At 54.2% G+C, this 23569-nt stretch carries 23 protein-coding genes; 5 read left to right on the forward strand and 18 right to left on the reverse strand.

Annotated features, from left to right (window positions below; all coding sequences use genetic code 11):
• Nucleotides 1-7: 7 nt before the first annotated feature.
• Nucleotides 8-241, reverse strand: coding sequence for a preprotein translocase subunit SecG (gene secG, locus RHJ02_RS01655; protein WP_149821094.1), 234 nt, complete (start codon nucleotides 239-241; stop codon nucleotides 8-10).
• Between the two features lie 109 nt (nucleotides 242-350).
• Between secG and RHJ02_RS01660 the strand changes: the two genes are divergently transcribed.
• From RHJ02_RS01660 to radA, 3 genes are read left to right on the forward strand one after another with little or no spacing between them, the layout of a single operon-like run.
• A complete protein-coding gene (locus RHJ02_RS01660; protein ID WP_149821092.1) occupies nucleotides 351-671 on the forward strand; it encodes a phasin family protein in 321 nt (106 codons plus the stop codon).
• Nucleotides 665-1153 (forward strand): FKBP-type peptidyl-prolyl cis-trans isomerase, encoded by a 489-nt coding sequence (locus RHJ02_RS01665; protein ID WP_149821090.1) that lies wholly within the window; start codon nucleotides 665-667, stop codon nucleotides 1151-1153. The genes RHJ02_RS01660 and RHJ02_RS01665 overlap by 7 nt, the downstream gene beginning before the upstream one ends.
• 18 nt (nucleotides 1154-1171) lie before the next feature.
• A complete protein-coding gene (gene radA / locus RHJ02_RS01670) occupies nucleotides 1172-2563 on the forward strand; it encodes a DNA repair protein RadA (RefSeq protein ID WP_310800387.1) in 1392 nt (463 codons plus the stop codon).
• A gap of 3 nt (nucleotides 2564-2566) precedes the next feature.
• On the opposite strand, the gene cobU is transcribed toward radA, so the two are convergent.
• The 13 genes from cobU to cutA all read right to left on the reverse strand — a co-directional run bounded on the left by cobU (nucleotide 2567) and on the right by cutA (nucleotide 15075).
• The gene (gene cobU / locus RHJ02_RS01675; protein ID WP_310743282.1) at nucleotides 2567-3133 is read right to left on the reverse strand and encodes a bifunctional adenosylcobinamide kinase/adenosylcobinamide-phosphate guanylyltransferase; all 567 of its coding nucleotides are present in this window, start codon (nucleotides 3131-3133) and stop codon (nucleotides 2567-2569) included.
• Between the two features lie 16 nt (nucleotides 3134-3149).
• Nucleotides 3150-3980 (reverse strand): ABC transporter permease, encoded by an 831-nt coding sequence (locus RHJ02_RS01680; protein WP_206200796.1) that lies wholly within the window; start codon nucleotides 3978-3980, stop codon nucleotides 3150-3152.
• Nucleotides 3981-3987: 7 nt separating this feature from the next.
• Nucleotides 3988-4902 (reverse strand): ornithine carbamoyltransferase, encoded by a 915-nt coding sequence (gene argF, locus RHJ02_RS01685; RefSeq protein ID WP_206200797.1) that lies wholly within the window; start codon nucleotides 4900-4902, stop codon nucleotides 3988-3990.
• 141 nt (nucleotides 4903-5043) lie between these two features.
• Entirely contained in the window at nucleotides 5044-5679 is a 636-nt protein-coding gene (gene plsY, locus RHJ02_RS01690) for a glycerol-3-phosphate 1-O-acyltransferase PlsY (protein ID WP_206200798.1), read from the reverse strand.
• Between the two features lie 10 nt (nucleotides 5680-5689).
• On the reverse strand, nucleotides 5690-6658 hold the full coding sequence (locus tag RHJ02_RS01695) for a DUF3086 domain-containing protein (RefSeq protein WP_206200799.1): 969 nt from the start codon (nucleotides 6656-6658) through the stop codon (nucleotides 5690-5692).
• Entirely contained in the window at nucleotides 6648-7052 is a 405-nt protein-coding gene (locus tag RHJ02_RS01700; protein ID WP_206200800.1) for a DUF3119 family protein, read from the reverse strand. The genes RHJ02_RS01695 and RHJ02_RS01700 overlap by 11 nt, the downstream gene beginning before the upstream one ends.
• Nucleotides 7053-7061: 9 nt before the next feature.
• Nucleotides 7062-8405 carry a hypothetical protein gene (locus RHJ02_RS01705; RefSeq protein ID WP_206200801.1) on the reverse strand — a complete coding sequence of 448 codons (1344 nt, stop codon included), beginning with the start codon at nucleotides 8403-8405 and terminating at the stop codon, nucleotides 7062-7064.
• A 70-nt stretch (nucleotides 8406-8475) separates the two neighbouring features.
• Nucleotides 8476-9192: a biotin--[acetyl-CoA-carboxylase] ligase gene (locus RHJ02_RS01710; RefSeq protein ID WP_206200802.1), complete on the reverse strand. Its 717-nt coding sequence runs from the start codon at nucleotides 9190-9192 to the stop codon at nucleotides 8476-8478.
• A 9-nt stretch (nucleotides 9193-9201) separates the two neighbouring features.
• On the reverse strand, nucleotides 9202-10728 hold the full coding sequence (locus tag RHJ02_RS01715; RefSeq protein WP_206200803.1) for an NYN domain-containing protein: 1527 nt from the start codon (nucleotides 10726-10728) through the stop codon (nucleotides 9202-9204).
• Nucleotides 10729-10803: 75 nt separating this feature from the next.
• On the reverse strand, nucleotides 10804-12273 hold the full coding sequence (locus RHJ02_RS01720; RefSeq protein WP_206200804.1) for a glycosyl hydrolase family 57: 1470 nt from the start codon (nucleotides 12271-12273) through the stop codon (nucleotides 10804-10806).
• A 3-nt stretch (nucleotides 12274-12276) separates the two neighbouring features.
• Nucleotides 12277-13458 carry an ABC transporter permease gene (locus RHJ02_RS01725; RefSeq protein WP_310743284.1) on the reverse strand — a complete coding sequence of 394 codons (1182 nt, stop codon included), beginning with the start codon at nucleotides 13456-13458 and terminating at the stop codon, nucleotides 12277-12279.
• Between the two features lie 70 nt (nucleotides 13459-13528).
• The gene (locus RHJ02_RS01730; protein WP_310800388.1) at nucleotides 13529-14695 is read right to left on the reverse strand and encodes a DarT ssDNA thymidine ADP-ribosyltransferase family protein; all 1167 of its coding nucleotides are present in this window, start codon (nucleotides 14693-14695) and stop codon (nucleotides 13529-13531) included.
• A 2-nt stretch (nucleotides 14696-14697) separates the two neighbouring features.
• Entirely contained in the window at nucleotides 14698-15075 is a 378-nt protein-coding gene (cutA, locus tag RHJ02_RS01735; protein ID WP_206200807.1) for a divalent-cation tolerance protein CutA, read from the reverse strand.
• A 31-nt stretch (nucleotides 15076-15106) separates the two neighbouring features.
• Here cutA and RHJ02_RS01740 point away from each other — a divergent pair, with 31 nt between their 5' ends.
• Nucleotides 15107-16201 (forward strand): beta-ketoacyl-ACP synthase, encoded by a 1095-nt coding sequence (locus RHJ02_RS01740; RefSeq protein WP_206200808.1) that lies wholly within the window; start codon nucleotides 15107-15109, stop codon nucleotides 16199-16201.
• Here the strand turns inward: RHJ02_RS01740 and dxs are convergent.
• The 3 genes from dxs to RHJ02_RS01755 all read right to left on the reverse strand — a co-directional run bounded on the left by dxs (nucleotide 16198) and on the right by RHJ02_RS01755 (nucleotide 19387).
• Nucleotides 16198-18111, reverse strand: a complete 1914-nt coding sequence (gene dxs, locus RHJ02_RS01745) for a 1-deoxy-D-xylulose-5-phosphate synthase (protein WP_206200809.1) — start codon at nucleotides 18109-18111, stop codon at nucleotides 16198-16200. The two genes, RHJ02_RS01740 and dxs, sit on opposite strands and share 4 nt — an antisense overlap.
• Before the next feature lie 104 nt (nucleotides 18112-18215).
• Nucleotides 18216-18794: a hypothetical protein gene (locus RHJ02_RS01750; protein ID WP_310800389.1), complete on the reverse strand. Its 579-nt coding sequence runs from the start codon at nucleotides 18792-18794 to the stop codon at nucleotides 18216-18218.
• A gap of 77 nt (nucleotides 18795-18871) precedes the next feature.
• Complete coding sequence (locus tag RHJ02_RS01755) at nucleotides 18872-19387, reverse strand: cofactor assembly of complex C subunit B (RefSeq protein ID WP_206200811.1); 516 nt, start codon at nucleotides 19385-19387, stop codon at nucleotides 18872-18874.
• A gap of 142 nt (nucleotides 19388-19529) precedes the next feature.
• On the opposite strand from RHJ02_RS01755, the gene RHJ02_RS01760 reads away from it, so the two are divergent.
• Nucleotides 19530-20948 carry a sugar transferase gene (locus RHJ02_RS01760; RefSeq protein WP_399378980.1) on the forward strand — a complete coding sequence of 473 codons (1419 nt, stop codon included), beginning with the start codon at nucleotides 19530-19532 and terminating at the stop codon, nucleotides 20946-20948.
• Here RHJ02_RS01760 and RHJ02_RS01765 read toward each other — a convergent pair.
• Nucleotides 20901-23429 (reverse strand): EAL domain-containing protein, encoded by a 2529-nt coding sequence (locus RHJ02_RS01765; RefSeq protein ID WP_302678694.1) that lies wholly within the window; start codon nucleotides 23427-23429, stop codon nucleotides 20901-20903. The two genes, RHJ02_RS01760 and RHJ02_RS01765, sit on opposite strands and share 48 nt — an antisense overlap.
• Nucleotides 23430-23569 lie beyond the last annotated feature (140 nt).

Below are 23569 nucleotides of genomic sequence, written 5' to 3' on the forward strand. Positions count from 1 at the left end.
ACCCAAACTAAATTGAGCGCAGCCAACCGGCACTCAGAGCAACGGTAAGCGCCATAAACAACACTGTCAAAGTCCACGTGGCACGGTTTAAGGTCGCTTCTGCACTTTTGGTGCTGGTAAAGAGCTGGGCTTGACCGCCAATACCACCGAGGCCATCCCCCTTGGGACTGTGGAGCAAGACCAATACAATCAGGCCAACTGCTGAAAATGCCCACAGACCAATGGCAATTTTTTCAATCATCCTTAACCTCGCTGGCGATGCGAATCTATACAACTTGACCTCTCCCTCATCTTACCGCAAGCCTAGGAGCCAATGGCACAATACAAGATAGGCGTTTTGAACGTGCCCCATGAACCAGCAAAATCTGCTTCAGCAATTGCTTTTAATTGGTGTTGGCACCACCTCCCTTGTGGCCGAGAAGTTGCGTCAAGTGAGCGACCAATGGGTGAAAGAGGGACGCCTCAATGCCGATCAGGCCAAGGCAATGGTGGATGAAGTCCTTGCTCACCTCAAAGAAGATGCCGCCTCCCTCGATGAAGCGGTGCAACGACAAACGCGCCAGTTTCTAGAGAGCTTGGGTGTGCCACAACAGTCAGAAATTGATGAACTGCGGGGACGCATTGATCGCCTAGAACGGGATGTTAGGGAGTTAAAAAATCGCTCATGGTAAGACAACGGGTGCATCGAGCCTACGGCTGGCTCCTCTGTGGTATTGTCCTAGTAGTGGTATGGTTGGTGGCCGCTCCGATCGCGATCGCCAGTGTGCCGCTAGAGGCGTCAACGGAGGCTGCGGGACTTATGGGGAATCCAAAGGTGGTGACCACTCCTTCAGGTTTGCAATACGAAGATATGGTTGTCGGCTCAGGGGCGCAGCCTCAAGTGGGCGATCGGGTAACGGTGCACTACACAGGAATGCTCACCGATGGCCGCATTTTTGATAGCTCCCGCGATCGCGGTCAGCCCTTCCAATTTCAAATTGGTGTCGGTCAAGTCATCAAAGGCTGGGATGAAGGAGTTGGCTCAATGCACGTCGGGGGGCAGCGGCGGCTGATTATTCCCCCGAACCTAGGCTATGGTGCACGCGGTGCCGGCGGGGTCATTCCTCCCAATGCGACGCTGATTTTTGACGTTGAACTTTTGGGTGTGCAATAGGATTGAACTCGGCAAGGGATGCCCAAGGCCAAGGTACTGTACATCTGCCGCGAGTGTGGTGCCGAGTCTGTGCAATACTTTGGTCGCTGTCCCAACTGTGGTCAGTGGAATACCCTTGATGAGCAGGTGGTTAGCCCTGTAGAGACCGCTGCTCGACCCACAACCCCCCGAAAATCGACCACTCCCCACCCCCGCAGTGCCAAGGCTCTAGGAGAGATTAGCGAACAGACACAGAGCCGTTCTGCCTCCGGATTTGCCGAGTTGGATCGGGTTTTGGGAGGGGGGATTGTGGTTGGCTCCCTCGTGTTGGTGGCCGGCGAACCGGGAATTGGCAAGTCCACGCTTTTGTTGCAGATGGCAGCCACCTTAGGGCAACAGCAGCGGGTGCTCTATGTCTGTGCAGAGGAATCGGTGCAGCAGGTGAAATTGCGATCGCAACGCTTGGGCATTGCCGCCTCCCCCTCGCTCTATCTTTTGGCGGAGACGAATTTGGAGGTGATCCTGCAGGAGCTGACCCATCTGCAACCCCATCTGGCGATTATTGATAGCATCCAAGCGGTGTATCTGCCCCAATTGACGGCTGCCCCCGGCTCGGTGTCTCAGGTTCGTGAGGGCACAGCCGCCTTGATGCGCTTAGCCAAGCGGGAGCAGATGAGTCTCTTTATTGTGGGGCATGTTACAAAGGAGGGGGCGATCGCCGGTCCGAAGGTGCTGGAACATTTGGTGGATACCGTGCTCTACTTTGAGGGCGATCGCTTTGCCAGTCACCGCCTCGTACGCGCTGTCAAAAACCGCTTTGGTGCTAGTCAAGAAATTGGCGTTTTTGAAATGGGCGCGCAGGGCTTAGCCGAGGTCACAAATCCTTCGGCGCTGTTTTTGGGCGATCGCGAGCCAACCCCCGGTACCGCCACCATTGTGGCCTGTGAAGGCACCCGTCCGCTTGTGGTTGAGTTGCAAAGTTTAGTTAGCCCCACCAGTTATCCCTCTCCACGCCGCACGGCCACGGGCATTGAGTACAATCGCTTTTTGCAAATTCTCGCCGTCCTAGAAAAACGCCTAGGGGTGCCCCTCTCGAAGCTAGATGCCTATGTGGCGTCCGCTGGCGGGCTGAATGTGGCGGAACCCGCTGCTGATCTGGGGGTGGCAGTGGCTGTTGTGGCTAGTTTTCGCGATCGCTGGGTGCACCCCCAAACCGTGATCATTGGCGAAGTGGGCTTAGGGGGGCAAGTGCGAGCGGTTTCCCAGTTAGAAGTACGGCTGCGGGAGGCGCTGAAGTTGGGATTTCGCCGTGCCATTATTCCCGAAAACCAAGCCTGTGCGATCGCGGGGCTAGAGATTTATCCTGTACGTCGTGTCACCGATGCCATTGTGGCTGCCCTTGCCCCTATGACCACTGAGGAATCCCCCTGAGGGCTATCCTTGCGAGTCCAATTTATCCCTAAGATGTCTGAGACAGATACCCCATTGGTGGAGCGGCAGTGCAAAGCCAGTTGTGACAAGATACACTTCCGCCATCAACGGACTCAATTGCTGACACAGTTCGCCAAGGCGATCGCGAAAACAGCGACCACTGGCATAGGCAGGAACAACTCCCCAGCCCACCTCTTCAGCAACAAAAATGAGTTGAGCGGCACACCCTTGCACACTCGCTAGGAATTCAGTAACGGTTGCTTGCCATTGATCTTGAGATTGATCTAGGCAATTGGCCACCCATGTTCCCAAGGAATCCACAAGGGCGCAATGATCAGGCGGCAGGTCACGCAGCAGGGCAGCTAGTTCGAGGGGGCACTCCCGCAATTGCCACTCAGCGGGGCGGCGAGCACGGTGCTGTGCAATCCGCTGCAACCATTCTGTATCCTCTGGGGGGGCGATCGCCGTCGCAACATAAATCACTGCTTGTCCGCTGTGGGTAGCAACGGCTTCTGCCCATTCACTCTTGCCACTGCGACTCGGACCGGTCACCAAGACATGATCAGGCATGATTAGGCACTGTTGGTTAACTCAACTGTCGGGGATCAAGACGTTCTCCCAAGCCCTCACCAAGGAGCGACAGACCCACGACCAGCAATGTCATGGCTAGACCCGGAAAGAGCGTCGTCCACCAGATGCCCACCGACAACCCATCCAAGGCCTGTCGTAGATCCTGCCCCCATTCGGGTACCTGCGGCGGCAACCCTAAGCCCAAGAACCCCAGCCCTGCCAAGGTCAGGATGGCATCGGCAGCATTGAGGGTAAAGAGCACGGGGATACTGGGAAGCACATTCACCAAAAGATACCGCTGTAGAATGCGGGGGGTCGAGGCACCAAGGGCGCGGGCAGCTTCGATAAAGACCTCATTTTTTAGGCTCACCGTGTGGTTGCGCACAACGCGATAGTACTGGGGAATATAGGCGACACTAAGGGCGATCGCTGCATTAAGCACCCCCTTGCCGACCACAAAGGCCACCGTTACCGCTAGGAGTAGCCCCGGCAACGTGTAAATCGTATCCATCAAAAAGAGCAACCCGCGATCGAGCCAGCCCCCGCGGTAGCCACTCAATAATCCCAAGGGCACCCCCACCACCAAGCTCAACAGCGTTGCCACCAAGACCACCTGCAAGGCTGCTTGGGCACCAAAAATCGTGCGGGAAAAGACATCATAGCCCAAGCGATTCGTGCCAAACCAGTGCTGCGGCGAAGGCGGCGCGTGAATCGGAAAGTCAAGAAATTCTTGGGGATTGGCAATCCAACCAAGAGCCTGAGCAAGGGGAGCAAGAACCGCCAGCAGCAGAAACCCCCCACAAATCATTGCCCCCACCAGCAACAGCCGATCCGAGAGGCTATTCATGCATGCCCTATCCCAACAAACTGGCTAGCAAAGCTTTCTGCGCATGGAGACGATTTTCCGCCTGCTCCCAAACGCGAGACTGCGGCCCTTCAAGGACACTGGCGGTAATTTCCTCCCCACGGTGAGCCGGCAGACAGTGAAGAACGATCGCCCGTGGATCCGCAAGGGCTAGCAGTTGATCATTAATTTGGTAGGGCTGAAAAATGGGCTGGCGATCGCCCGCTTCTGCTTCCTGTCCCATACTCGCCCAGACATCCGTGTAAAGCGCATGGGCACCCTTAGCCGCGGCCTGCGGATCCGTGAGAACAGTCACTTCACTCTTACCGCCACTCAATGCCTTGGCTTGCGTCACAATATCGGGCAAAGGCGCAAACGGCGGTGGCGAAGCCACACGAATATTCACCCCCAAGAGGGCACAGCCCAGTAGTAAGGAATGCGCCACATTATTGCCATCGCCAATGTAGCAGAGGGTCAGTCCCGCCAATGTGCCAAAGGATTCCCGTAGCGTCAGCAGATCCGCCAAAATCTGACAGGGATGCTCGCGATCAGTGAGGGCATTAATCACCGGTATTCGTGCATAGTCAGCAAACAGTTGCAGTTCTGCCTGGCCATAGGTGCGAATCGCCACCGCATCCAAATAGCGATCCAATACCCGTGCTGTATCGGGCAACGGTTCACCACGCCCCACCTGTGTGGATTGGGGATTCAGGTCAATGACTTGGCCGCCCAGTTGGTACATCGCCACCGTAAAGCTGACACGGGTACGGGTCGAAGCCTTCTGAAACAGCAGCCCCAAGACCTTAGGACACTGGGGAGCCACCTTGCCGATTTTCATCTGTGCTGCTAAATCCAGCAGATATTCCGCCTCTGCCCGTGAGAGGTCGGCAATGCTCAGCAAATCACGCCCCCGCAGTGTTTCCATCACAAATCTCCCCACCAAAACTGGTATCCACTCATGGTAGCAACCTCAGAGGCCTTCCAAATGTACAAATACAACCCTTTTCTAAAATATGGGGGGCATTAAGGAACGCCGAACCCGTCCAAAAGTCACCTTCTAAGAGGTCTATCCTTCCGAGGCGCCCAACCGTGGCTCTGTCCCTGCAAGGAGGCGTTGGATATTACTCTGGTGTCGCCAAATCACAAAAGCACCTGCAATCACACTAAAACCGACAAACGGCCACGACTGCGTAAAGAGCCAAAACCAGAAGGGCAAGGAGATAGCAGCAGTGATTGAACTCAGGGAGACAATGCGGCTGGCCGCCAAGACCGACAGAAACACCGCAAAGGTGGCTAAGGCAGTGGGGGCATTGAGGGCAAGGAGCACCCCTAAACCAGTGGCAACGGATTTGCCGCCGCGCCAGCCCAACCAAATCGGCTTACTGTGAGCCAAAACTGCAATGAAGGCGATCGCCAGCAGGACAAATTCCAACCAAATGGTCGGTACTGTACTCCAAGATTGCCCCAGAACCCATCGCGCCAAAAGAACTGCCCCTAGTCCCTTGCCCACATCGACTAAAAACGTCACCAGTCCGGGGCCTTTGCCCACCACCCGCAGCACATTGGTCGCCCCTGTTGAGCCAGAGCCATGCTCACGAATATCAATCCCCCGCAGCGCTTTGGCCAAGAGGTAGCCCGTGGGAATTGAGCCGAGCAGGTAGCTAGCGAGCGCCAGCAGTCCAAGGATGAGTGCAGTGGTCACAGGAGCCTCCCTACTCAAAGAAATCAGAACTACGGCTAGGACGCAACTGGGGTTCAGGGGCAAAGCCCAAGAGCAAGGGATATTGCAGTAGTGAAAGGCTGACTTGGGGTTGGGAATCATCAATAAGAATTAGAGGGATGTAGTCCTCCTGCTCGAGGCGATCGGCACGAAAGGCCAAGGCATCCGCAGATTCAAAGAGCGCCACCCCCTGATCAGGGCCAAAATCTTGACGGCTAATCCCTAAGCAGTCCTGCAATCCCCGTCGCCAGTCCCCCAGTCGCTCAGGGGAATCAGCCAAAACCAAAACCCGCAACATATCGCCATAGAAGTCCCGTAGAATCGAGATGATTGCCGAGGCAACAAGGATATTTTGCAACCGACTGGGGAGCGATCGCAGGGCACCCCGTCCCCCGAGATCAAAGAACCAACTTTCTACCCGCTCAGCATGAACTTGCTCAAACGTACGTCGCAACTGCCAAGGAGGGCCATAGTAATTGGGGCTACTCCGATATTGCTCTAGCAAACGGCGAATCCGATCCGCTTCCTCCTGAAATCCCTCATCAAGAACTAACTTGGGCGGCGTTGTCGCTGTTGCTGCTGGGGCAGAGGCAGTTTCCACGACAGCGGGCGTCGGGGGCAGCAATTCCATTTCCTCAACGGTGGCTGCCAACTCCTGCATGCTCTTGACGAGAAATTCCTTGAACCCCTGCACTCGAATCGCGAGTTCTTGGGAGGCACCCACAAAGTTGCGGCGGAGCTCCTGTTCGATGCGTTCCTTGCGCCGTTCTAGTTGCTCAATGGTGAGTTGCAGACTTTGTTGCCGCTCTTCAAGGGACTTGAGGCGATCGTGCACAAGACGATGAAACTCAGCATCAAGGGCTTGAATTTCAGCTTTGAGGGCATCCCGTTGAGCTTTGAGGGCAGTTAGTTCCTCTGGGGTAGGTTCAGAGGCATCAGTCACCGTAGGGTCATCCGTCATTGCGAACCGTGGAAATAAAGGCTGTGCGTGGGCAGCGTTCTTGGAGGCATTGTACTAAAGTTTTGGCGTCAAACAGAATCGGCAGAAAGTGGATATTCTTGACCTCCCGAAAATAAAAGAGCACGGGAAAGGCTGGCCAAAAGACCTCCCAATGCTGCCATTGCTGATAGGGAAAGTGGCGAATTTGTCGGCTGCCGCGATAGACATCTAGTGCTGTTGCCGTAAATTCTAGTCGCAGGGTAGCCGCCTGCACAGCCAAGAATAGCGCAAACAGGGAGATGGGCAAGCCCAGCCACCAGCGCAGCCACCACAGGGGCAGACTTAACAGCAGAACCCCCAGAGGAACAGCAAATGAGGGTTGAAGACGTACTGTGGCCAGTGAGGTTCCTTGCATGGTTTTACTCTACTCCTGAGGGGTCGTCGGTTCTTCTAATTGTGGCAAATCCTCTGGAGTGGGAGCAGCCTCCGGTTCAGTGACCTCAGGTGCAGTGGTCTCTAGAGTCGGTTGCTCCAAAGGTGGGGACGGCTTGGATGGAACTCGCGGGCTAACGAGAACAGAACGAGTCGGGCTTTCTGCTTTCTTGAAGGGATTCAGGCGCTGCCAGAAGGGCTTTTGCGGCGTGGGGGGCGGTGTCTCTTCAGCTGCTTTGACGGTGGGTTCTGGGGTTGGCTCTGGTGCAACGGGCGTTTCCTCTACAGGTTCAACGGTGCGTGTTGGTGCCTCTACTGCCGACGTTGGTGTAGGTTCCTCAGCAACGGAGGTCTGAGCGGCAGATTCTTCAACAACAGCTGTTGGCTCTGGGGTCGGCTCGGAGGGAGCGGCGGATTCCTCAACGACAGGTGTTGGCTCTGGGGTCGGTTCAGGAGGGAGGTTGCTGGGGAGATCCGGACTGAGGCTACTTTGAAGATTTTTGGCGGCCAGTTCTCCCCGCAGCAGGCGCGAGAGGACATCCTTGCCATTGGGTTGATAGGTCACGAGGCGGGTAATGGGATTGTAGGGAGAGGGAATACGCTGACCATTGCCATCCAGAAGTTCGAGCCGTACCCAGTTATCCCCCGGCTGGAGTCCAGTGAGATAGTAGGCCTGCCAGCGATCGACCGTGAAGGATTGACCATTGATCGTGCAGCGCACCTGCCAGACTTTCTCATTGTTTAATTGTTGATCCAACGGCAGGTTGCTGAGATAAAAATCAAGGAGCACTGGTTCAGCGCCATAGGTGCCGCTGGGCTGATTGTAGGTGATCAGGGGAAGACTAGCAGATCGAGTGTCCTCATCTGCAGTATAGAGATGAAAGGCCGTTTGAGCATAGGCAAGGGGATGTTTCAGACTTTCACCCCAAGGGTACACAACAAAAGCACGGAGAAGGTGCGTTCCCGGCTCAAGGTTCGTAAATTCAATGGGGGTGTTCAGGTCATAGACACTGCGGCTGGGCAGATCATCGAGCACCACCTCCACATGGGGGCCTAACCCTGTGCGCTGATCTTGAAACAGGCGTAGCCCTTGGACACTTAGCTTGACGGTGACGTTGCGGCTTTGGAGGGTTTGGTTGGCTTCGGGGGTGAGAATTTTCAGCCGCGGTTCATAGCGATCGAACCAATCCTTCATATCCTCAATGGCCACAGGAGCCGCCACCTCTGCCAGCGAGCCACTGGCTTTTGCCGCGGCGATGTCCCCCACTGACCACAGGAGAGCAATGCTGAGAACGAAAGCGATCGCCCGTTGCCAACAGACCTGCCAACCCTTCATGCACACCTCAGATGGTTGTAGTACCAAGGACAATTTTCGCAGATGGGCTACCCACTTCAGCAATCCAGATCTAGGGAGCACGATCGCTGCTGTAGAGGACATGGCCACTGCTAAATTCTCGCAACTCCCCATTGTTCAGACGTACTTGCAACGTCCCGCGATCGCTAATGCCCACACCGATGCCCTGCCACCTTTGTTCTCCTTGGACAAGAGTGAGCGATCGCCCCCGCAAAAAATCCTGCTGCGCCGTGATCTGAACCCCCTGGGACTGTTGCCAACACCACAGAAGCTCAGCGCGAATCGCCGCTAGCAGTTCCAGATCCGTAGGCACCGCTTGGGGAGAATGAAGCAGCGTGTGGAGGCTAATGGCCTGGGGAAGACCCATTGCCTCAACGTCAACACAGCGGTTCAGTCCCAGCCCCACCACCAGCCAAGGGGAACGGCCTTCACAGAGAATTCCCGCCAGTTTCTTGCCCTGAGCCATCACATCATTGGGCCACTTCAATTGCAGATGGCGTTCCACCGTTGGTCGCAGCCCACTCAACGCCCGCATCACGGCTATCCCGGCTTGGACACTGGGCGCAACGATCGCTGGCGACTGCGGCAGGATAAAGGAGGCTGTCAACACCCCCTTTGGGGATTGCCAAGTACGGTTGTACTGACCTCGCCCCCGTGTTTGTGCCTGAGTGTAGATGACTTGACCCCCATAGAGTTGATCGGCATGGTGCAATGCCCAGGTATTCGTGCTCTCACAGGTCTCTAGCCACACCAACCAAGGAAACTCCATGGCGATCGCTTACTTGGGTACAGAAACAGATGGCTCAACGAGTGCCCGCAACAGTTCTGGTTTCGGATGCGCCCCTACCCGTTCAAAAAACACCTGAAGGGTCTGATCTAGCCACTGCGCCAGTGCTGCATAGCTTGCGGGAAGGGTTGTGATTTTCGCAGCAACGAAATAGCGATCGCCACTGTGGGGAGCTGGCACAAGAATATTGGCCGCTTGGCAGTTATTCAAGGCACTTTCAATTTGACTGCGACCAATCTCCGCTGGGGCGGTTTGCTCAATCATGGCGGCCAGTTCTTCTAGGGTGGCAGCGCAATCGCGATGGTCAAGGAGCCACGCTAAAACATAGGCTAAGGCTGGGGGTTGGGCGATCGCCACCCGTTCGTGACTGAGCAAAGCGCGATAGGTTGCCAGACTATGGAGGGGACGCTTTTCAAAATTGGCCATCACCACAGCACTGGGGGGAAGATGCTCCCGTAGGCCAAGACGCAGTTGATTGGCACTGCCCTGCCGATGAAAGACGCAGAAGATCGTGTTTTTACAGACGTAGCGCAAGTATTCCGAGAACTTGACCATCCCCAACTGCAAAATGTCAAAGTTGGGCAGCAGGGCTTGTACCGCCCCTTGGACTTTACTAATGGGTAGCCCTTCCTCCCGCAGGAGCTTGCCACACTCCGAATCACGGCGGTACCAATCGAGAATCTGCCGCGTTTTGGCGATCGCCCCCTCGGCATGGCGAGCCAAACTGACACTCAAGTCCGCACACAAACGACGATTATCAGGATCTAAGGGAATGGCGGAGGGTGGGATGCTGGGCGGCGGCGCTTCAATGGGGGGAGCGGGACTGGCGACAGGTGGGCGGGGTTTTACGGTTGGATCAGGGATGTGGACAAAGGCATCACAAATGGCCTGAAAACTCTTGCCAGCCGCATCTTCGTAGGCGCAGCCAATGACTGTTTTGCCGTACTGCCGTAACTTCTTGGCAAGGGAGCCAAAGCCACCATCGCCGGAGACAATCACAAACGTATCAAAGCGGTCATCTTGAAAAATCAAATCCACCACATCAATCGCCAATTGAATATCAGCAGCATTTTTGCGATTTTCGTAGGAAAAACCAAAGACCTGTACAGGCTCAATGCCCAATTGGTGCATTTCCCGGCGCAGTGACCCAAGGCGAGCATCACTCCAGTTGGCATAGGCACGTTGCAGCAGCACCCGCTCGATGGGGTAGGCTTGGCGAATATGGGCTTGGATGGCAGCGAGGGAAATTTTGGCCACATCTGCGGCTTTGATGTTGTAGCCTTTGATCAGGTTTTCAATGTCGTAGAAAATAGCGGTACGACGCGAGCCATTCCCAGAAGTGCGGGTTTCAAGGTGTTGCAGTCTTTCCTCTAAACGTTGGAGGAGGTCTTCGATCTGGGGGGTTAGGGAATGACGTTGACGATCTTGCACCCAAGTGCCCACCAATGCCCCCGCAGAACTGACCGCCACCACAGGAAGCGGTTCACGGGTAAGGGCGACGGCGAGGGAACCCGCCACAATCGCTCCTAAAGGAGGTATGCACCAGTTCTGCCATGCCATAACTTATTTTACGAATTCTTGGAAAACTCCCTCTCAAACGCTGGTTTCTTGCAACAGTGCCATCCCGCGATCGCAAATCGTTTTTGCATAGTCTGTCCAGCGGCCACTGCCCCAGTAGCGAAAACAACTGGTTTGCGATGTCAGCACATAGAGGAGCGCTTCGCGGTAGGCAGGGCTTTGGGTCACTTGCGGGTCAGCCGCCACCAAAGGATCATAGATGCGGTGAAACTCGGCACTCAGGCGTTCCATCGGTTGCAGAACGGTCTCATAGCCCTTGACCCAACTGAGGTGATTCGTCCAAGAGGCACCCTCCATGGAGAAGTGGGGATTGGTTTGTTCAAGGTGGGCGATCGCTGCCGCAACCCTTTCTGGCGTTATCGGGTTATCCCCTAAGGTCTGCCAGAGTAGATGTTGGTGTACCGCCTGACAGCGAGGAAAGCGATCGCTAGTCACCCCCTGAGCCGCCAAGAGGGCAAGGTACTCACTGCCATTGAGACCCACCACCCCTGCCTGCGGATTCGCTTTTATCTCATGCCACACCGGCATAAAATCGCGGGGATATTCATTCATCATCACACCACCGTTTTCACCATCGGCAATTTGACTCACACAGGGGGGACTGAGGGGAGCCTGCCAGTGAGTGGCCAGATGCTTAGCTTCGTGATAAGGCTGCATTTGCGCCACAAGTTTCGTATCCGAGCCTTGGGTTTTAATCAGCACCGTTATTTCCGCCACCTCTCCTTGGGAGTTGCGCGCCACAAGGACATTCGGTACATACTTGGCAGCGTAGGGTAGCGGCGACCCATCCAACTGTTCAACACTGTGCTCCTGTACCAGCAACCAACTGTATCCACAGCGTTTGAGGCAGGTCACCAAGGTAAAGAGCGTATCCGGATGGTTGGGCAAATGCATTTCTGGCAGTGAAAAGCCCTGTACCCTTTGCAGCGCTTCAACGCCAAAGAGGGCCACAAATTGATGCTGCCAAGCGCGAATATGCAACTCAATGTCAGCGATTGGAGTGGAGGGAATCACCGCATGTCCCCAGCAGGTGCCCAGCCATTCCACGTAGGGAGCATAGGCATCCACAGTAATCCGCCGCAGGGCGTCCAGTACCTCCTCCTGTCCCATCTGCTCCAGCCCCCAGAGGAGGTTGCCGGAGTAATCGAGCATAATCCGCGGTTGACAGCCCTCAGCCACCAACTGGGGAATCCAGTCCCCCATGCGCCGATAACACCAGAGAAATTGGGTCGCGTTGTGATTGTCCCCCTCGTGGGGATGCATCAGCATATACTGCAAGTGACTGATGAGGCTGCCGCCCTCCCCCGCTGGAATGGTCGGCTGGTGCATATGGAGGGCACAGGCAAAGGCGGCGCGAATAGAGGGGAGCATTTGGGGGGGCAAGGGGGGGCAACGGGGCACTTCACTCAACGCCTGTTCCCAACCACTGAGGACAGGTTCTCCTTGAGGCGGACAGGTTGACCAAGGGAGGGTAGGGCGGGGCATGATTCAAGCTCGAAAAACTTGGGCGGGATCAAGGCGCATCACTTTTTGAATCGCCAATAGGGAAGCACTGACACACATGGCGACGGTGGCACTAAAAACGGCGAGGGCAAGTTGGGGAGTAATGATAATTTGGATGGCACGGGCTTGCATGGTCCACATCCCCAGTCCCCAGCACAGGCCTAAACCGGGCAGATAACCCAGTACGGCCATCCACAGGGCTTGCTCAATAATAATGCGATACAAGTACCCGTCAGAAGCCCCCATTGCTTTGAGGGTGCCATACTCCTGTAGGCGATCGCTCACCGAAGAATAGAGAATTTGACTGACAATGACCACCCCTACAACCACGCCAACCCCTGCCCCCAGTCCTAAGATAAACCCCACACTGGTACTGGCTAGCCAATAGCGCCGCGTCATTTCAGTCAGGGCAGCACGACTGAGCACTTGATAGTTGGGAAAGGCTGCCCGTAAGCGTTCCTGCACCTTTGCTAAATCCTCCCCCGACTTGGCTTTCACCATGACATAGGTGATGCGGGTACTGGGGGACACCAACGGCAGAAATTCGGGTACCGGCTCACTGGTATCAAACCGAGGGAAGTTTAAGTAAAGGTTCGCAGTTTCCAGCGAAGTCAAGACATAGGGGCTAGAGACAATGGATTTGACACCGCGCGTCCAGCCAATGACCGTCGCTGGGTAGTTATTCACGCGACCTTGCTCCCCTAGAGCCGTAAGGGAAAGGGCATTGAGGTCAATGCGATCCACGATGACACTGTAGGGTTCTTCTAGCTCCGTCAGGGTTGCACCAGCAACTGTCGTCAAGGGCAGCAAGGTGCCTGTCGGTTCAATACCCACCACCTGCACTGGATCGATCGCCTCTGTCTCTGAACGGCGCCACATCGCTGACTGGATCAACAGAGGTTCTGCGGCTGCAACCCCTGCAACTGCCTGGGCATCGAGGACAACTTGATACTCAATAGGCAACGTTAAGCCAAAATAGCGCAACTCACTGGAGGCAATCCAGAAATCCGCTTGACTTTTGTTCACCAAGAGTGTGGCCGATCGCCCAAAGCCCTCAAGGAGTCCAGTTTGAACTGTGACCAGACTGACGGCAAACGTGATGCCTAGTTGAGCCACGAGAAAGCGGCTAAAGTCTTCTAAGAGATTTTTGCGGGCAAGGGAAACCATTTTTCTATCTTAAGTTTGCGATGGGGGCATGTCTAGACCGTGCTAGGCAGTTGGGGAAAAAACGGCCACCTTAGGCGGCTAGTAAAAAATCCCTAGTTAAAAACTCTGCTGGTACCTCTTGTTCTTGGGGCAAGTAAATAGCCACTTGAATCTGCATTTGTGAAAGATAACGACACATCAGTGGTCCTATTTCCCTCCAGTCTAGACCCCCCAAGCCACAGCCAAGAGCGGGAACAGCAAGAGATTGAATGCCTTCTGCTTGATAGCTATCCACTAACCATTGCAAACCTCGCTCAATTCCTGTAATGTCAGACGATTGTTTCCAGTGAGTTTTAGTCGGAAAGAGTAAAAACCATTTATTGGCATTCAAGTTGGGTAAGCTCAAAGGTTCATCCGCTAGATCGCTGTCTAGAGAAGCTTCACGTTTATACAAATATGGTTTCCCCATTGTAAGTTGCTTTTTCTTGCAGACATCTTGATAGACGACGTACATATCCGGAAATTGATATTTTGCCCGTGAGGCTAATCCCTTACCCATTACACCGACGGTATTGACACTGATTGTTAAGGTTTGCATTTGGGAGAAGAACATATCTCCATCCACCCAAGATAGATGACTCGTAATTGCAGCACGTCGTCGGGGTTGGAAAAACATGTGGGGTTCAACTACGACTTCAACAGAACTGAACTGTTGTCGAAGGCGCTCTGCCATCTCCTGACTTGCAACATAGATAGAATGAATCTCAGTGGGGGGAACCACTTTTGGAACCAAGCATTCCGCCATAATTTTTCGCTTTGTACCATCTTCAGTTTTCCACCAGTCATTATTGAGAATGCTCCAATAATCGCGATGGATGATTTGTAGTCCAGTTTTAGCATCGCGGATTTCAGTAACGGAGTGGGCTGCATTCCCTAAAGCAATGAAGGTTCCTTTGATATCTAGGACACGGGGTTTAATTCCTAAAATGACAACATTGTTTTTATTGATTTCACTTAATACTTTATAAAGCATGGGATTTCGGGGTTGAAAATAAAGGTTGGCATATTGCCATAGACTCTGACCATTTGGTGCGAGGCGGTGTTGCCGACGCACAACGATGTCTGCGTTATAGATAGGTGTCGGGGAAAGACCGCGTTCTACGACTTGCTCATGTGCAAGAATGCCGTGTTGGAATATAGAGGAGAGGTTGTTCACATGGGTAATGTAATATAAGCTTTTGATCTTGGGTTCAGGCATTCTTAACCTCTAGAGATTTTTTGAGTTTGTTCTTTGACCCAACTCAAGTAAGCAGGAGAACCGGCAATAATGGGTAGGGCAATGATTTCTGGAACTTCATAACTGTGTAATGCCAGCAGGCGATCGCGCACTTGCTCAAACAGGGCAGTGCGGGTTTTAATGAGCAGTTGCCATTCGGGATCGCGATGTACGGTTCCTTGCCAGCGGTATATTGATTGAATAGGCAGAATTTGCACACAGGCAGCGAGGTGCTCAGCCACGAGTTGATCGGCTAAAGAGAGTGCTTCAGTTTCCGTAGCAGTGGTAACCATCACCACACAGTACTCTGTTGCCGTTTCCAAGCCCGCTGTCCTCACGTCACGCTTGATGATGTCGATCATATCCTGAACAAATCTTGAATAAAATCGTGCAGTGAATGTTGTTATTACCGGTATTGGGCTGTGGACAGCTCTGGGGGAGAGCGCGATCGCCACGTGGCAGCGCTACTGTCAGGGGAAAACGGCACTCATCGCCACGCCTGACGGACTGGTGGGAGCAACGACCTTGCCAGTCGAGAAAATTATTGCAACGACAACGACTCAAGCGCTCAACGATGCAAAATTAACCCCTCCTCTAGACAGTGCTGGGGTAGTGGTCGGGTCAAGCCGTGGCTTTCAAGCACAGTGGGAAACATGGTTACGGCAGCCTTCTCTTTCGCGACAAACATGGTTACAAACCTTACCCGCCACTGTATCCCAGCAAGTGGCACAAATTGCCGGCACCCAAGGGATAGTTCTCAACCCCACAGCGGCCTGCGCGACGGGACTATGGGCGATCGCCCAAGGGGCACTGTTGATTGAGCAGGGTTATTGTGATCTGGTGTTGGCGGGAGGGGTCGAGTCCGCCGTCTCGCCCTTAACCTTGGCCGGGTTCCGCCAGTTAGGGGTGTTGGCTCAGGCGCGGGCGGCTCCCTTTGATCGCCAGCGGCAGGGATTTGGCTTAGCGGCCGGTGGTGCCATTGTCGTCCTAGAATCCGAGGCACGGGCGCGATCGCGGGCTGTTACACCCTATGCGCGAATTGCTGGGGTAGGTCTCAGTGCCGATGCCGAGCATATGGCTGCCCCCAGTGTCCAGCAAACCGGTGCTCTCCTAGCCATTCAAAAGGCCTTGGCTCAGGCGGGGCTAACACCGCACCAGATCGACTGTATCCATAGTCACGGTACGGGCACACGGCGTAACGATGCCGCTGAAGCCACTTGGATTCAAACCCTTTTTGGTCAAGGGGTTGCGGTCACCAGTCACAAAGGTGCCCTTGGGCATACCCTAGGTGCTGCTGGCGCGATCGCGATCGCCCTCTCCTGTCTGTCATTACGGGCACAGGAGATTCCCCCCTGTGTTGGCTGTGAGACTCCCGACTTTGACCTCGACATTGTCCAACACAGCCGCACTGCCCCTTTAGGCCACATTCTCTGCTGTAGCTACGGCTTTGGTGGTCAGAATGCCGTGATTGTTCTAGCGCATCCCTAGGAGGCAGTGACCACCCTTGGTTGAGCAACCCCAAACTTTTGCATGATCGTTTTAGCCATTTGTGGGGGTGTGAGTCCTAAGTCAGCTTTTGATTCCTCAGGACTAGCGTGCTCAACCAAGATATCCGGTACCCCCAAACGCAACACAGGCAGCAGAATATCCGCCTCTTGGAGTGCCTCGAGTACCGCCGAGCCAAAGCCCCCCATCAGGCAGCCTTCTTCTAAGGTGACCACGCGGCCAATTTGTTTCGCCAAAGGCAGAATCAACTCAGTATCTAGCGGTTTGGCAAAGCGGGCATTGATCACTGCGGCACTCATGCCGTGTTCCTTGAGGATTTCTGCCACTTGCATCGCCGGATAAACCATTGAGCCGTAGGCCACCAAGAGAATATCTTCACCGGGGCGCAGGAGTTCCCCTTTGCCGATTTCGAGGGGTTCCCAGCCTTCCTCCATGAGGGCGACACCATAGCCATTGCCCCGGGGATAGCGTAGGGCGATCGGGCCATCGGTGTAGTTGATGCCCGTTACAATCATGCGTTGCAATTCCGCTTCATCCTTGGGTGCCATCAGCACCATATTGGGTAGGCAGCGCAAATAGGCAATGTCGTACATCCCTTGGTGGGTCGGGCCATCAGCACCGACAATCCCCGCTCGATCCATGCAGAAGAAGACGGGTAGCTTTTGGATGCAGACATCGTGAACAATTTGGTCGTAGGCGCGCTGCAAGAAGGTGGAGTAAATCGCCGCTACGGGGCGCATGCCTTGGGTGGCCATGCCGGCGGCCATTGTTACGGCGTGCTGCTCGGCAATCCCGACATCAATGTATTGGTTGGGCACCCGTTTTTGGAGGATATCTAGCCCTGTACCCGTGGCCATCGCCGCTGTAATGCCAACAATGCGCGGATCGTTTTCTGCGAGTTTAGTCAGGGTTTCGCCAAAGACTTTGGAGTAGCTGGGGGGCTTGGGTTTGCTGGAGGGTTTGGCCTTACCAGTGACGAGATCAAAGGGGTTTTGCGCATGGTAGCCCACTTGGTCTTTCTCGGCGATCGCGTAGCCTTTGCCCTTAACCGTTGCCACATGAACCAAGACAGGACCGGGAATCGTATGGGCATGTTGGAATGTGGTAATGAGTTCTTCCAAATTGTGGCCATCCACCGGACCAACGTAAGTAAAGCCCAGTTCCTCAAAGACGGCGCCCACCTTAGGAACCGCAAGGCGTTTCATGCCCTCCTTGATGCGCTGCATCTCCGGGGTTAGGTTTTCACCAAAGAAGGGGATATGTTTGAACTGCTCTTCGAGGTTATCAGTAATAAATTGCACCTGCGGTGAGAGGCGGATTTTATTCAGATAGCGGGGAATCGCGCCCACATTGGGGGAAATGGACATCTCATTGTCGTTCAGCACCACCATCAGGTTGGTGTGGGGCAAGTGGCCGGCGTGGTTAATCGCTTCTAGCGCCATCCCCCCAGTTAGGGCACCATCACCAATAATGGCCACGACTTTGAACTTCTCTCCCTTGAGATCGCGGGCGATCGCCATCCCCAAAGCTGCCGAAATACTCGTGGAGGCATGACCAGCGCCAAAGTGATCAAAGGGACTTTCGCGGAGGTTGAGATAGCCAGCAATTCCTCCCTTTTGCCGTAGGGTATGGAAGTTGTTGTAGCGACCCGTCAACATTTTGTGGGGGTAGGCTTGGTGCCCCACATCCCAAATCACGCGATCTTTATCTAAGTCAAGGGTTTGGTAGAGTGCGAGGGTGAGTTCGACAACCCCCAAGCCTGGCCCAAGGTGTCCTCCCGTGGCCGCCACCGTTTCCAAATGTTTGTCGCGGATTTGGGCGGCAATTTGACTCAATTGGGCAATGGACAACCCATGCAACTGGTTGGGATGGGTGAGTTCACTTAAGTGCATAGAAACCCGACCTCGCAAGATACCTAGGAGCGATAGCCTACCGCTGACCACAGAAAAACTATCTGTTGACTGATTCTAGCAAAGTCCCCGACCGAAGTTGGGCATTATTTCGCCCCTAGACGCGGTGAAAAGCCGCAATAATCCCGAAACAGTTGATCATAAATTTCTAACGCTGTTTCATAGAGTTCGCTCAATTCACGAATTTCTTCCGTGGATTCATTGGTGTAATTTTCCACCAACCAAATCACCCATTGGTAAAATCGCTCCCGACCCCACTGTTGCCAATAGTTGGCGAGAATTCCCCGCGCAAGGTCAGTTCCCAACCGTTTGGGGTAACCGTGGCTTGTGGCCAAGTCTTGGAGATCCCCTAGGAAGCATTCGGTCATCGCACTGAGGTGACTCAGGGACATCTGAGCACATTGACAAGCCCGCTCAAAGGCGGCGTTGGTCTCTAGGGAACTGGGCTTGACCGTTTCAGCCATCAAGCGACCATGACTATCTACCTGACGCTCGACAGCGCAGTGGGGAACTTTAGTGAGGGGGTAGCCTTCACAGGCGAGATACACCCGAAAGTTTTTCTCTAAACAATCCACTTCCTTGGGACTGAGGTGGATGTCGAGTTCAAGCAGGAGTTGACCAAAGGTACGCTCATCAGTGGTGGTGGTGGTTTGCGAGTAGGTCATCGCGAAGTCCCTCACAGGTCGTCAAAAGATTATCCTGTGATCTTTTTTCCGTTATGCACCTCAGCCAAGAAGGCAGCCTACAAAGCTCCCAACACCGTGTCCTCGAAAGTCATTAGTTCATCGCGGTGTCCCTCTAGGGTGACTTGGGTACCGATCGCATGGGGTTGCAAAGAGAGTTTGACGGTTTCGAGCCGCTGGGCACCTCGCCAATAGAACCAAGGGGCAATGGGGGTTAGACCAATGAGACCAAAGGCCAAAATACCGCGATCGGGAAAGAGGACGGTCAACACAAGGGCGATCGCTGTGGCACCGGAGACGGCAAGGCCAAAAAGCAATGCGGCCAAAAAGGGACTAGCAGCAACATTTCCCTGAAACGTCACTTCACTGCCATCAGCACTGACACTGTGCAGGCGGTAGCCCCGCTGCTGGAAATACTGCTTGAGGCGGGGAGCCAGTTCGGCAATGGGCTGGGCAATGAGCCATTCTTTGGTTTCAATGCGTTCTTTGGTGGAGGCACGAATAAAAAACACAAAGCCGACGGCCAAGAGACTCGTGAGTAAGAGAGTGGAAGGATAAGTTAAATCGCTGGACATGTTGAGGGGGTCTGAACGGATGGGCTTGCTACCCTCATTGTCGAGGATTTGTTGTGGTCTGCAAAGAGATATTGCACCGCGATCGCCCCTTGGGGTTCTGCGGAATACTAAACCCTAGCCATTGTTGTTGTGTTGCGCCATGATGCGGTCTCACACGTCTCCCCGCGATATTCGGGCACCCCGCTGCCGTCGGATGTGGTTGCGCTCAGAAACGGTCTTTGCCCTGCTGCTATTGACCAGTGACCTCGTGGGGTTGGTGTTGGCTTGGAAGTTGGGCTTACAACTCAATCGCTTCTATGCGCCGTTGCCCCCTGATTTAGCAGCGTGGTACTGGCTGGGATTGCCCAGTGTCTTTTGGCTCTTTGCCACTGGTCTATTGTTTTTGATTGCTGTGAGTGGGCTGTATCACCCGCGCGGCCATTGGAAAAATTATCTGCGCCTTGCCAAGGTGCTGAGCTTGGGCTATTTGTTGGCGCTGGCGATCGCCTACTTCTATGACCCCACCGTAGATTTACCCCGCTCGCTGTTTTTTAGTGCTTGGGGTCTCAGTGTGGTTTTCGCGGTGATCTTGCGCTTAGCCGTGAGTCTGGCGTTCAAAATTTGCACCCTACGGCAACCGATTCGCGCTTTTCTGGTGGCGCCCCCGGAGCGACAGGAGCATCTCAGCCGCCTACTAGAGCAACGCTCGAACTATAAGATTGTCGGCAGGGCGATCGCCACCATGGCCAATGAACCGGAAACCCTGACCGAGATTCTCAACTGTCAAGCCCAAGAGGTGATTGTAGAAGGCCTCCCCCCAGCCCATCTCGCTTCAGCCCTCTATTGGCAACTACGCCAACATGGCATTGCCCTACGGTTGATTCCCTCCAGCTTGGAAATGCTTTACCGCCGCGGCACCCCGGAAATTGTGGCGGCTTTGCCCACCCTGCGGGTAGATATGACGTATCTCAATGGTTGGGAATATCGGCTGAAGCGCTATTTGGACGTGATTTTGGCACTCTTTGGCATCGTGGTGCTGGCACCCCTCTTTATTGTGGTGGCGATCGCCATCAAACTCACCTCCCCAGGGCCTGTCTTTTTCCGCCAAGAGCGGGTAGGACTCCACGGCCAAGTCTTTCAGATGTGGAAATTTCGCACCATGCGTGCCGATGCCCCGCAACTCCAAGCGCAGTTGGAAGCGCAAAATGAATCCGCCGATGGCATTCTCTTCAAGGTAAAAAACGACCCTCGCCGCACGCGCCTCGGCAGTTTCCTGCGCAAGACCAGCATTGATGAACTGCCGCAACTGTTTAATGTCCTTTGGGGAGATATGAGCTTAGTGGGGCCGCGTCCGCTACCCCTGCGGGATGTTGCCCGTTTTCATTCTTGGCACCATATTCGCCATCAGGTGATGCCGGGGATTACCGGGCTGTGGCAAATTTCTGGCCGCTCTCAAATTGGCAATTTTGATGAAGCCGCCCGCCTTGACCTTTACTACATCGATAACTGGTCTTTGAATCTGGATTTGGAAATTCTAGTGGAGACCGTGCACATTGTGCTCTTTGGTAGTGGGGCGTATTAGGTGCGGCAACAATTGGCTGGCAAATAACTGTTCCACCTGTTGAGCTGAGAGGGGGCGGGCAAAGAAATAACCTTGGCCATAGTTACAGCCGAGGGCTTGGAGCACACGATATTGTTGACGGGTTTCGATGCCCTCCGCCACCACCTTTAGTCGCAAAGAATGCGCCAGCATGAGAATCGTGTGCACAATTGTCGCCGAAGATTCCTCACTATTGAGGGCGGAAATAAACGTGCGATCAATTTTTAGTGTATCAATGGGAAAACGGTGCAAATAACTCAGGGAAGAATAGCCCGTGCCAAAATCATCCATATACAGGCCAATGCCCATGGCGCGAATTTCCTCAAGGGTGGCGATCGCCACCTCCTTGTTGTCAATCAAGATGCCCTCGGTCACCTCAAGGCGCAATCGCTCAGCGGGAAATTCTGTTTCTGACAAAATTGATCTTAAGTTGAGCAGCAGATCCGCTTGCTGGAAATGACGACCGCTGAGGTTGACACTAATGCTTAAACTGCGACTGCGGGGAAACACCTTTGACCAGCGTTGCATTTGCCGACAGGCTTCTGCCATCACCCACCAACTAATGGGTAGGATCAGACCCGTTTCTTCGGCGACAGTCATGAATTCACCGGGGGAGACGATTCCCCGTTCGGGATGTTGCCAGCGCAGCAGCGTTTCAAAGCCGACAATATTGAGCGTTGATAGATCAACAATCGGTTGATAGTACACCAAAAATTCATCGCGCTCTGCCGCCCGTCGCAGATCAGTTTCCATTTGCATCAGGGCAATGCTCTGGGCACGCATCGTCATGCTAAAGACTTCATAGCGAGCTTTGCCCAAGGATTTCGCGCGGTACATGGCGGTATCCGCATCCCGCAACAAGTCCTCAGCCGTTTTGCTTTCCTCGCTGGGGAAGGCAATGCCAATACTGGCACTGGTAAAGACTTCATGCCCCTCAAGGAGAAAAGGACGGCTCAGAGCCACTAGCACTCGTTCTGCCACTTCGATCGCTTGGGCGGGAGTCGTTAACTCCTCCAAGAGAATGGCAAATTCATCACCCCCAAGGCGGGCGATCGTGTCCTCAGCGCGGGTACAGGCCGTCAGTCGCTGGCCAATGCCAATCAGGAGTTGATCCCCAGCTAAGTGCCCCAAGCTATCGTTGATCACCTTAAAGCGATCCACATCTAAAAACAGCACCGCAAAGAGGGAGTTGGGGCGCCGCACGCGACGGGTAATGGCTTGCGTCAGCCGATCCATAAAGAGCACCCGGTTGGGTAGCCCCGTCATGGCATCGTGGAGGGCATCGTGGAGAATTTGCTCCTGAATCAAGTGGTACTCTGTGACATCGGTCATCGAACCGGCCATGCGATAGGGCTGTCCCTCTTCATTGCGCAGGGCTTTGCCCCGCGATCGCATCCAACGGTAACTGCCATCGGCGTGTTTAATCCGAAACTCACACTCAAAATGGGGACGGGTACCGAGAAGATGCTCCTTCATGCTCTGGCGTAGCCGCTCTAGGTCATCGGGGTGGACACGCCGCCACCATTCCTCGATGGTGGGTTGTAGGGTACCGGGGGTTTCGCCAACCAGCAGTTCCCAGCGGGGAGAATAATACATCGAGCGATCGCTAATCTGCCAATCCCAAAGGCCATCATTGGCGCCCTCAGCTGCCAGAGCATAGCGTTCTTCACTAATGCGCAGGGCGAGTTCAGAACGTTTGCGTTCAGTAATGTCAGTAATGTAGCAGCGAATTAATTGGCTCTCCCGCAGCAGATGGATTGTCACTTCGTAGGTGCGATCGCCAACGTTGATTTCTTCAACAGAAAATCGCTTTTCCTGCAACGACCAGCTTTTGAGGCGCGATAGCAGCGGATGCTGCACATCTGGTTCCCCAAGATCGGGAAATTCCTGAATGGCCGCTGGGTTGAGATAGGTAATTTGGCCATTGGGGGCCAGTTCAATGATCGGATAGGGACTTAACTCTGGAAAGGAGGACAACCGCAGCAGTTGGATTTCGGTCACCTCAGACATTTCACTGCTGACGAAGGCACCCCCCCAAGAGGCCACGTCTTGATCTGAGATACTTGATGCTTCGAGGGCGCGGGTGTAGCGATTGAACCCGGAGTCAGAAATATTGGCGATCGCGTGGTAGCGGGCGCGCACATCACCGCCAAAGACGATCAAATCCTTATGCTGAAGAATGTGGGATTGACAGGGCTTGCCATTGACCGTCAGACCATTGACACTGCGCTTCCCTTGTAAATCGCCATCAATGAGGCGAAAGAAAAAATTACCACTGCTGGGATCCAAAACCCGTAGCAAAACAGCGTGCTGACGGGAAACCATTGGCGACTTAAGAACAATCGTATTGCTAGGATGTCGCCCAATTGTATAGGTACTGGCTTCCAAGGGAATGGTACGCCGACCCTCCTGATCCTCAATAACGAGGAGATGGCGCCACTTCTTCGGCGGATCAGACTTCACATCAATGGCCTCGGCAAATTGTCATGAGGAAACGGTTTTCACTAGAAACTCCTCAATCAAACCGGTATTGATGAAGAGACTCACTTGCTATTCTAGGACGTGAGATTTTATCCTGTTTACAGAAAATTTACTGGGTTGCA

The organism is Thermosynechococcus sp. TG215, assembly GCF_031583455.1.
In the GTDB taxonomy this organism is placed as follows: Bacteria; Cyanobacteriota; Cyanobacteriia; order Thermosynechococcales; family Thermosynechococcaceae; genus Thermosynechococcus.

What these genes read in the sequence shown, in the direction of transcription:
- secG (WP_149821094.1), bottom strand. Translation starts at nt 241, where the DNA reads ATGATTGAAAAAATTGCCATTGGTCTGTGGGCATTTTCAGCAGTTGGC.
- RHJ02_RS01660 (WP_149821092.1), top strand. Translation starts at nt 351, where the DNA reads ATGAACCAGCAAAATCTGCTTCAGCAATTGCTTTTAATTGGTGTTGGC.
- RHJ02_RS01665 (WP_149821090.1), top strand. Translation starts at nt 665, where the DNA reads ATGGTAAGACAACGGGTGCATCGAGCCTACGGCTGGCTCCTCTGTGGT.
- radA (WP_310800387.1), top strand. Translation starts at nt 1,172, where the DNA reads ATGCCCAAGGCCAAGGTACTGTACATCTGCCGCGAGTGTGGTGCCGAG.
- cobU (WP_310743282.1), bottom strand. Translation starts at nt 3,133, where the DNA reads ATGCCTGATCATGTCTTGGTGACCGGTCCGAGTCGCAGTGGCAAGAGT.
- RHJ02_RS01680 (WP_206200796.1), bottom strand. Translation starts at nt 3,980, where the DNA reads ATGAATAGCCTCTCGGATCGGCTGTTGCTGGTGGGGGCAATGATTTGT.
- argF (WP_206200797.1), bottom strand. Translation starts at nt 4,902, where the DNA reads ATGGAAACACTGCGGGGGCGTGATTTGCTGAGCATTGCCGACCTCTCA.
- RHJ02_RS01695 (WP_206200799.1), bottom strand. Translation starts at nt 6,658, where the DNA reads ATGACGGATGACCCTACGGTGACTGATGCCTCTGAACCTACCCCAGAG.
- RHJ02_RS01700 (WP_206200800.1), bottom strand. Translation starts at nt 7,052, where the DNA reads ATGCAAGGAACCTCACTGGCCACAGTACGTCTTCAACCCTCATTTGCT.
- RHJ02_RS01705 (WP_206200801.1), bottom strand. Translation starts at nt 8,405, where the DNA reads ATGAAGGGTTGGCAGGTCTGTTGGCAACGGGCGATCGCTTTCGTTCTC.
- RHJ02_RS01710 (WP_206200802.1), bottom strand. Translation starts at nt 9,192, where the DNA reads ATGGAGTTTCCTTGGTTGGTGTGGCTAGAGACCTGTGAGAGCACGAAT.
- RHJ02_RS01720 (WP_206200804.1), bottom strand. Translation starts at nt 12,273, where the DNA reads ATGCCCCGCCCTACCCTCCCTTGGTCAACCTGTCCGCCTCAAGGAGAA.
- RHJ02_RS01725 (WP_310743284.1), bottom strand. Translation starts at nt 13,458, where the DNA reads ATGGTTTCCCTTGCCCGCAAAAATCTCTTAGAAGACTTTAGCCGCTTT.
- RHJ02_RS01730 (WP_310800388.1), bottom strand. Translation starts at nt 14,695, where the DNA reads ATGCCTGAACCCAAGATCAAAAGCTTATATTACATTACCCATGTGAAC.
- cutA (WP_206200807.1), bottom strand. Translation starts at nt 15,075, where the DNA reads ATGATCGACATCATCAAGCGTGACGTGAGGACAGCGGGCTTGGAAACG.
- dxs (WP_206200809.1), bottom strand. Translation starts at nt 18,111, where the DNA reads ATGCACTTAAGTGAACTCACCCATCCCAACCAGTTGCATGGGTTGTCC.
- RHJ02_RS01750 (WP_310800389.1), bottom strand. Translation starts at nt 18,794, where the DNA reads ATGACCTACTCGCAAACCACCACCACCACTGATGAGCGTACCTTTGGT.
- RHJ02_RS01755 (WP_206200811.1), bottom strand. Translation starts at nt 19,387, where the DNA reads ATGTCCAGCGATTTAACTTATCCTTCCACTCTCTTACTCACGAGTCTC.
- RHJ02_RS01760 (WP_399378980.1), top strand. Translation starts at nt 19,530, where the DNA reads ATGCGGTCTCACACGTCTCCCCGCGATATTCGGGCACCCCGCTGCCGT.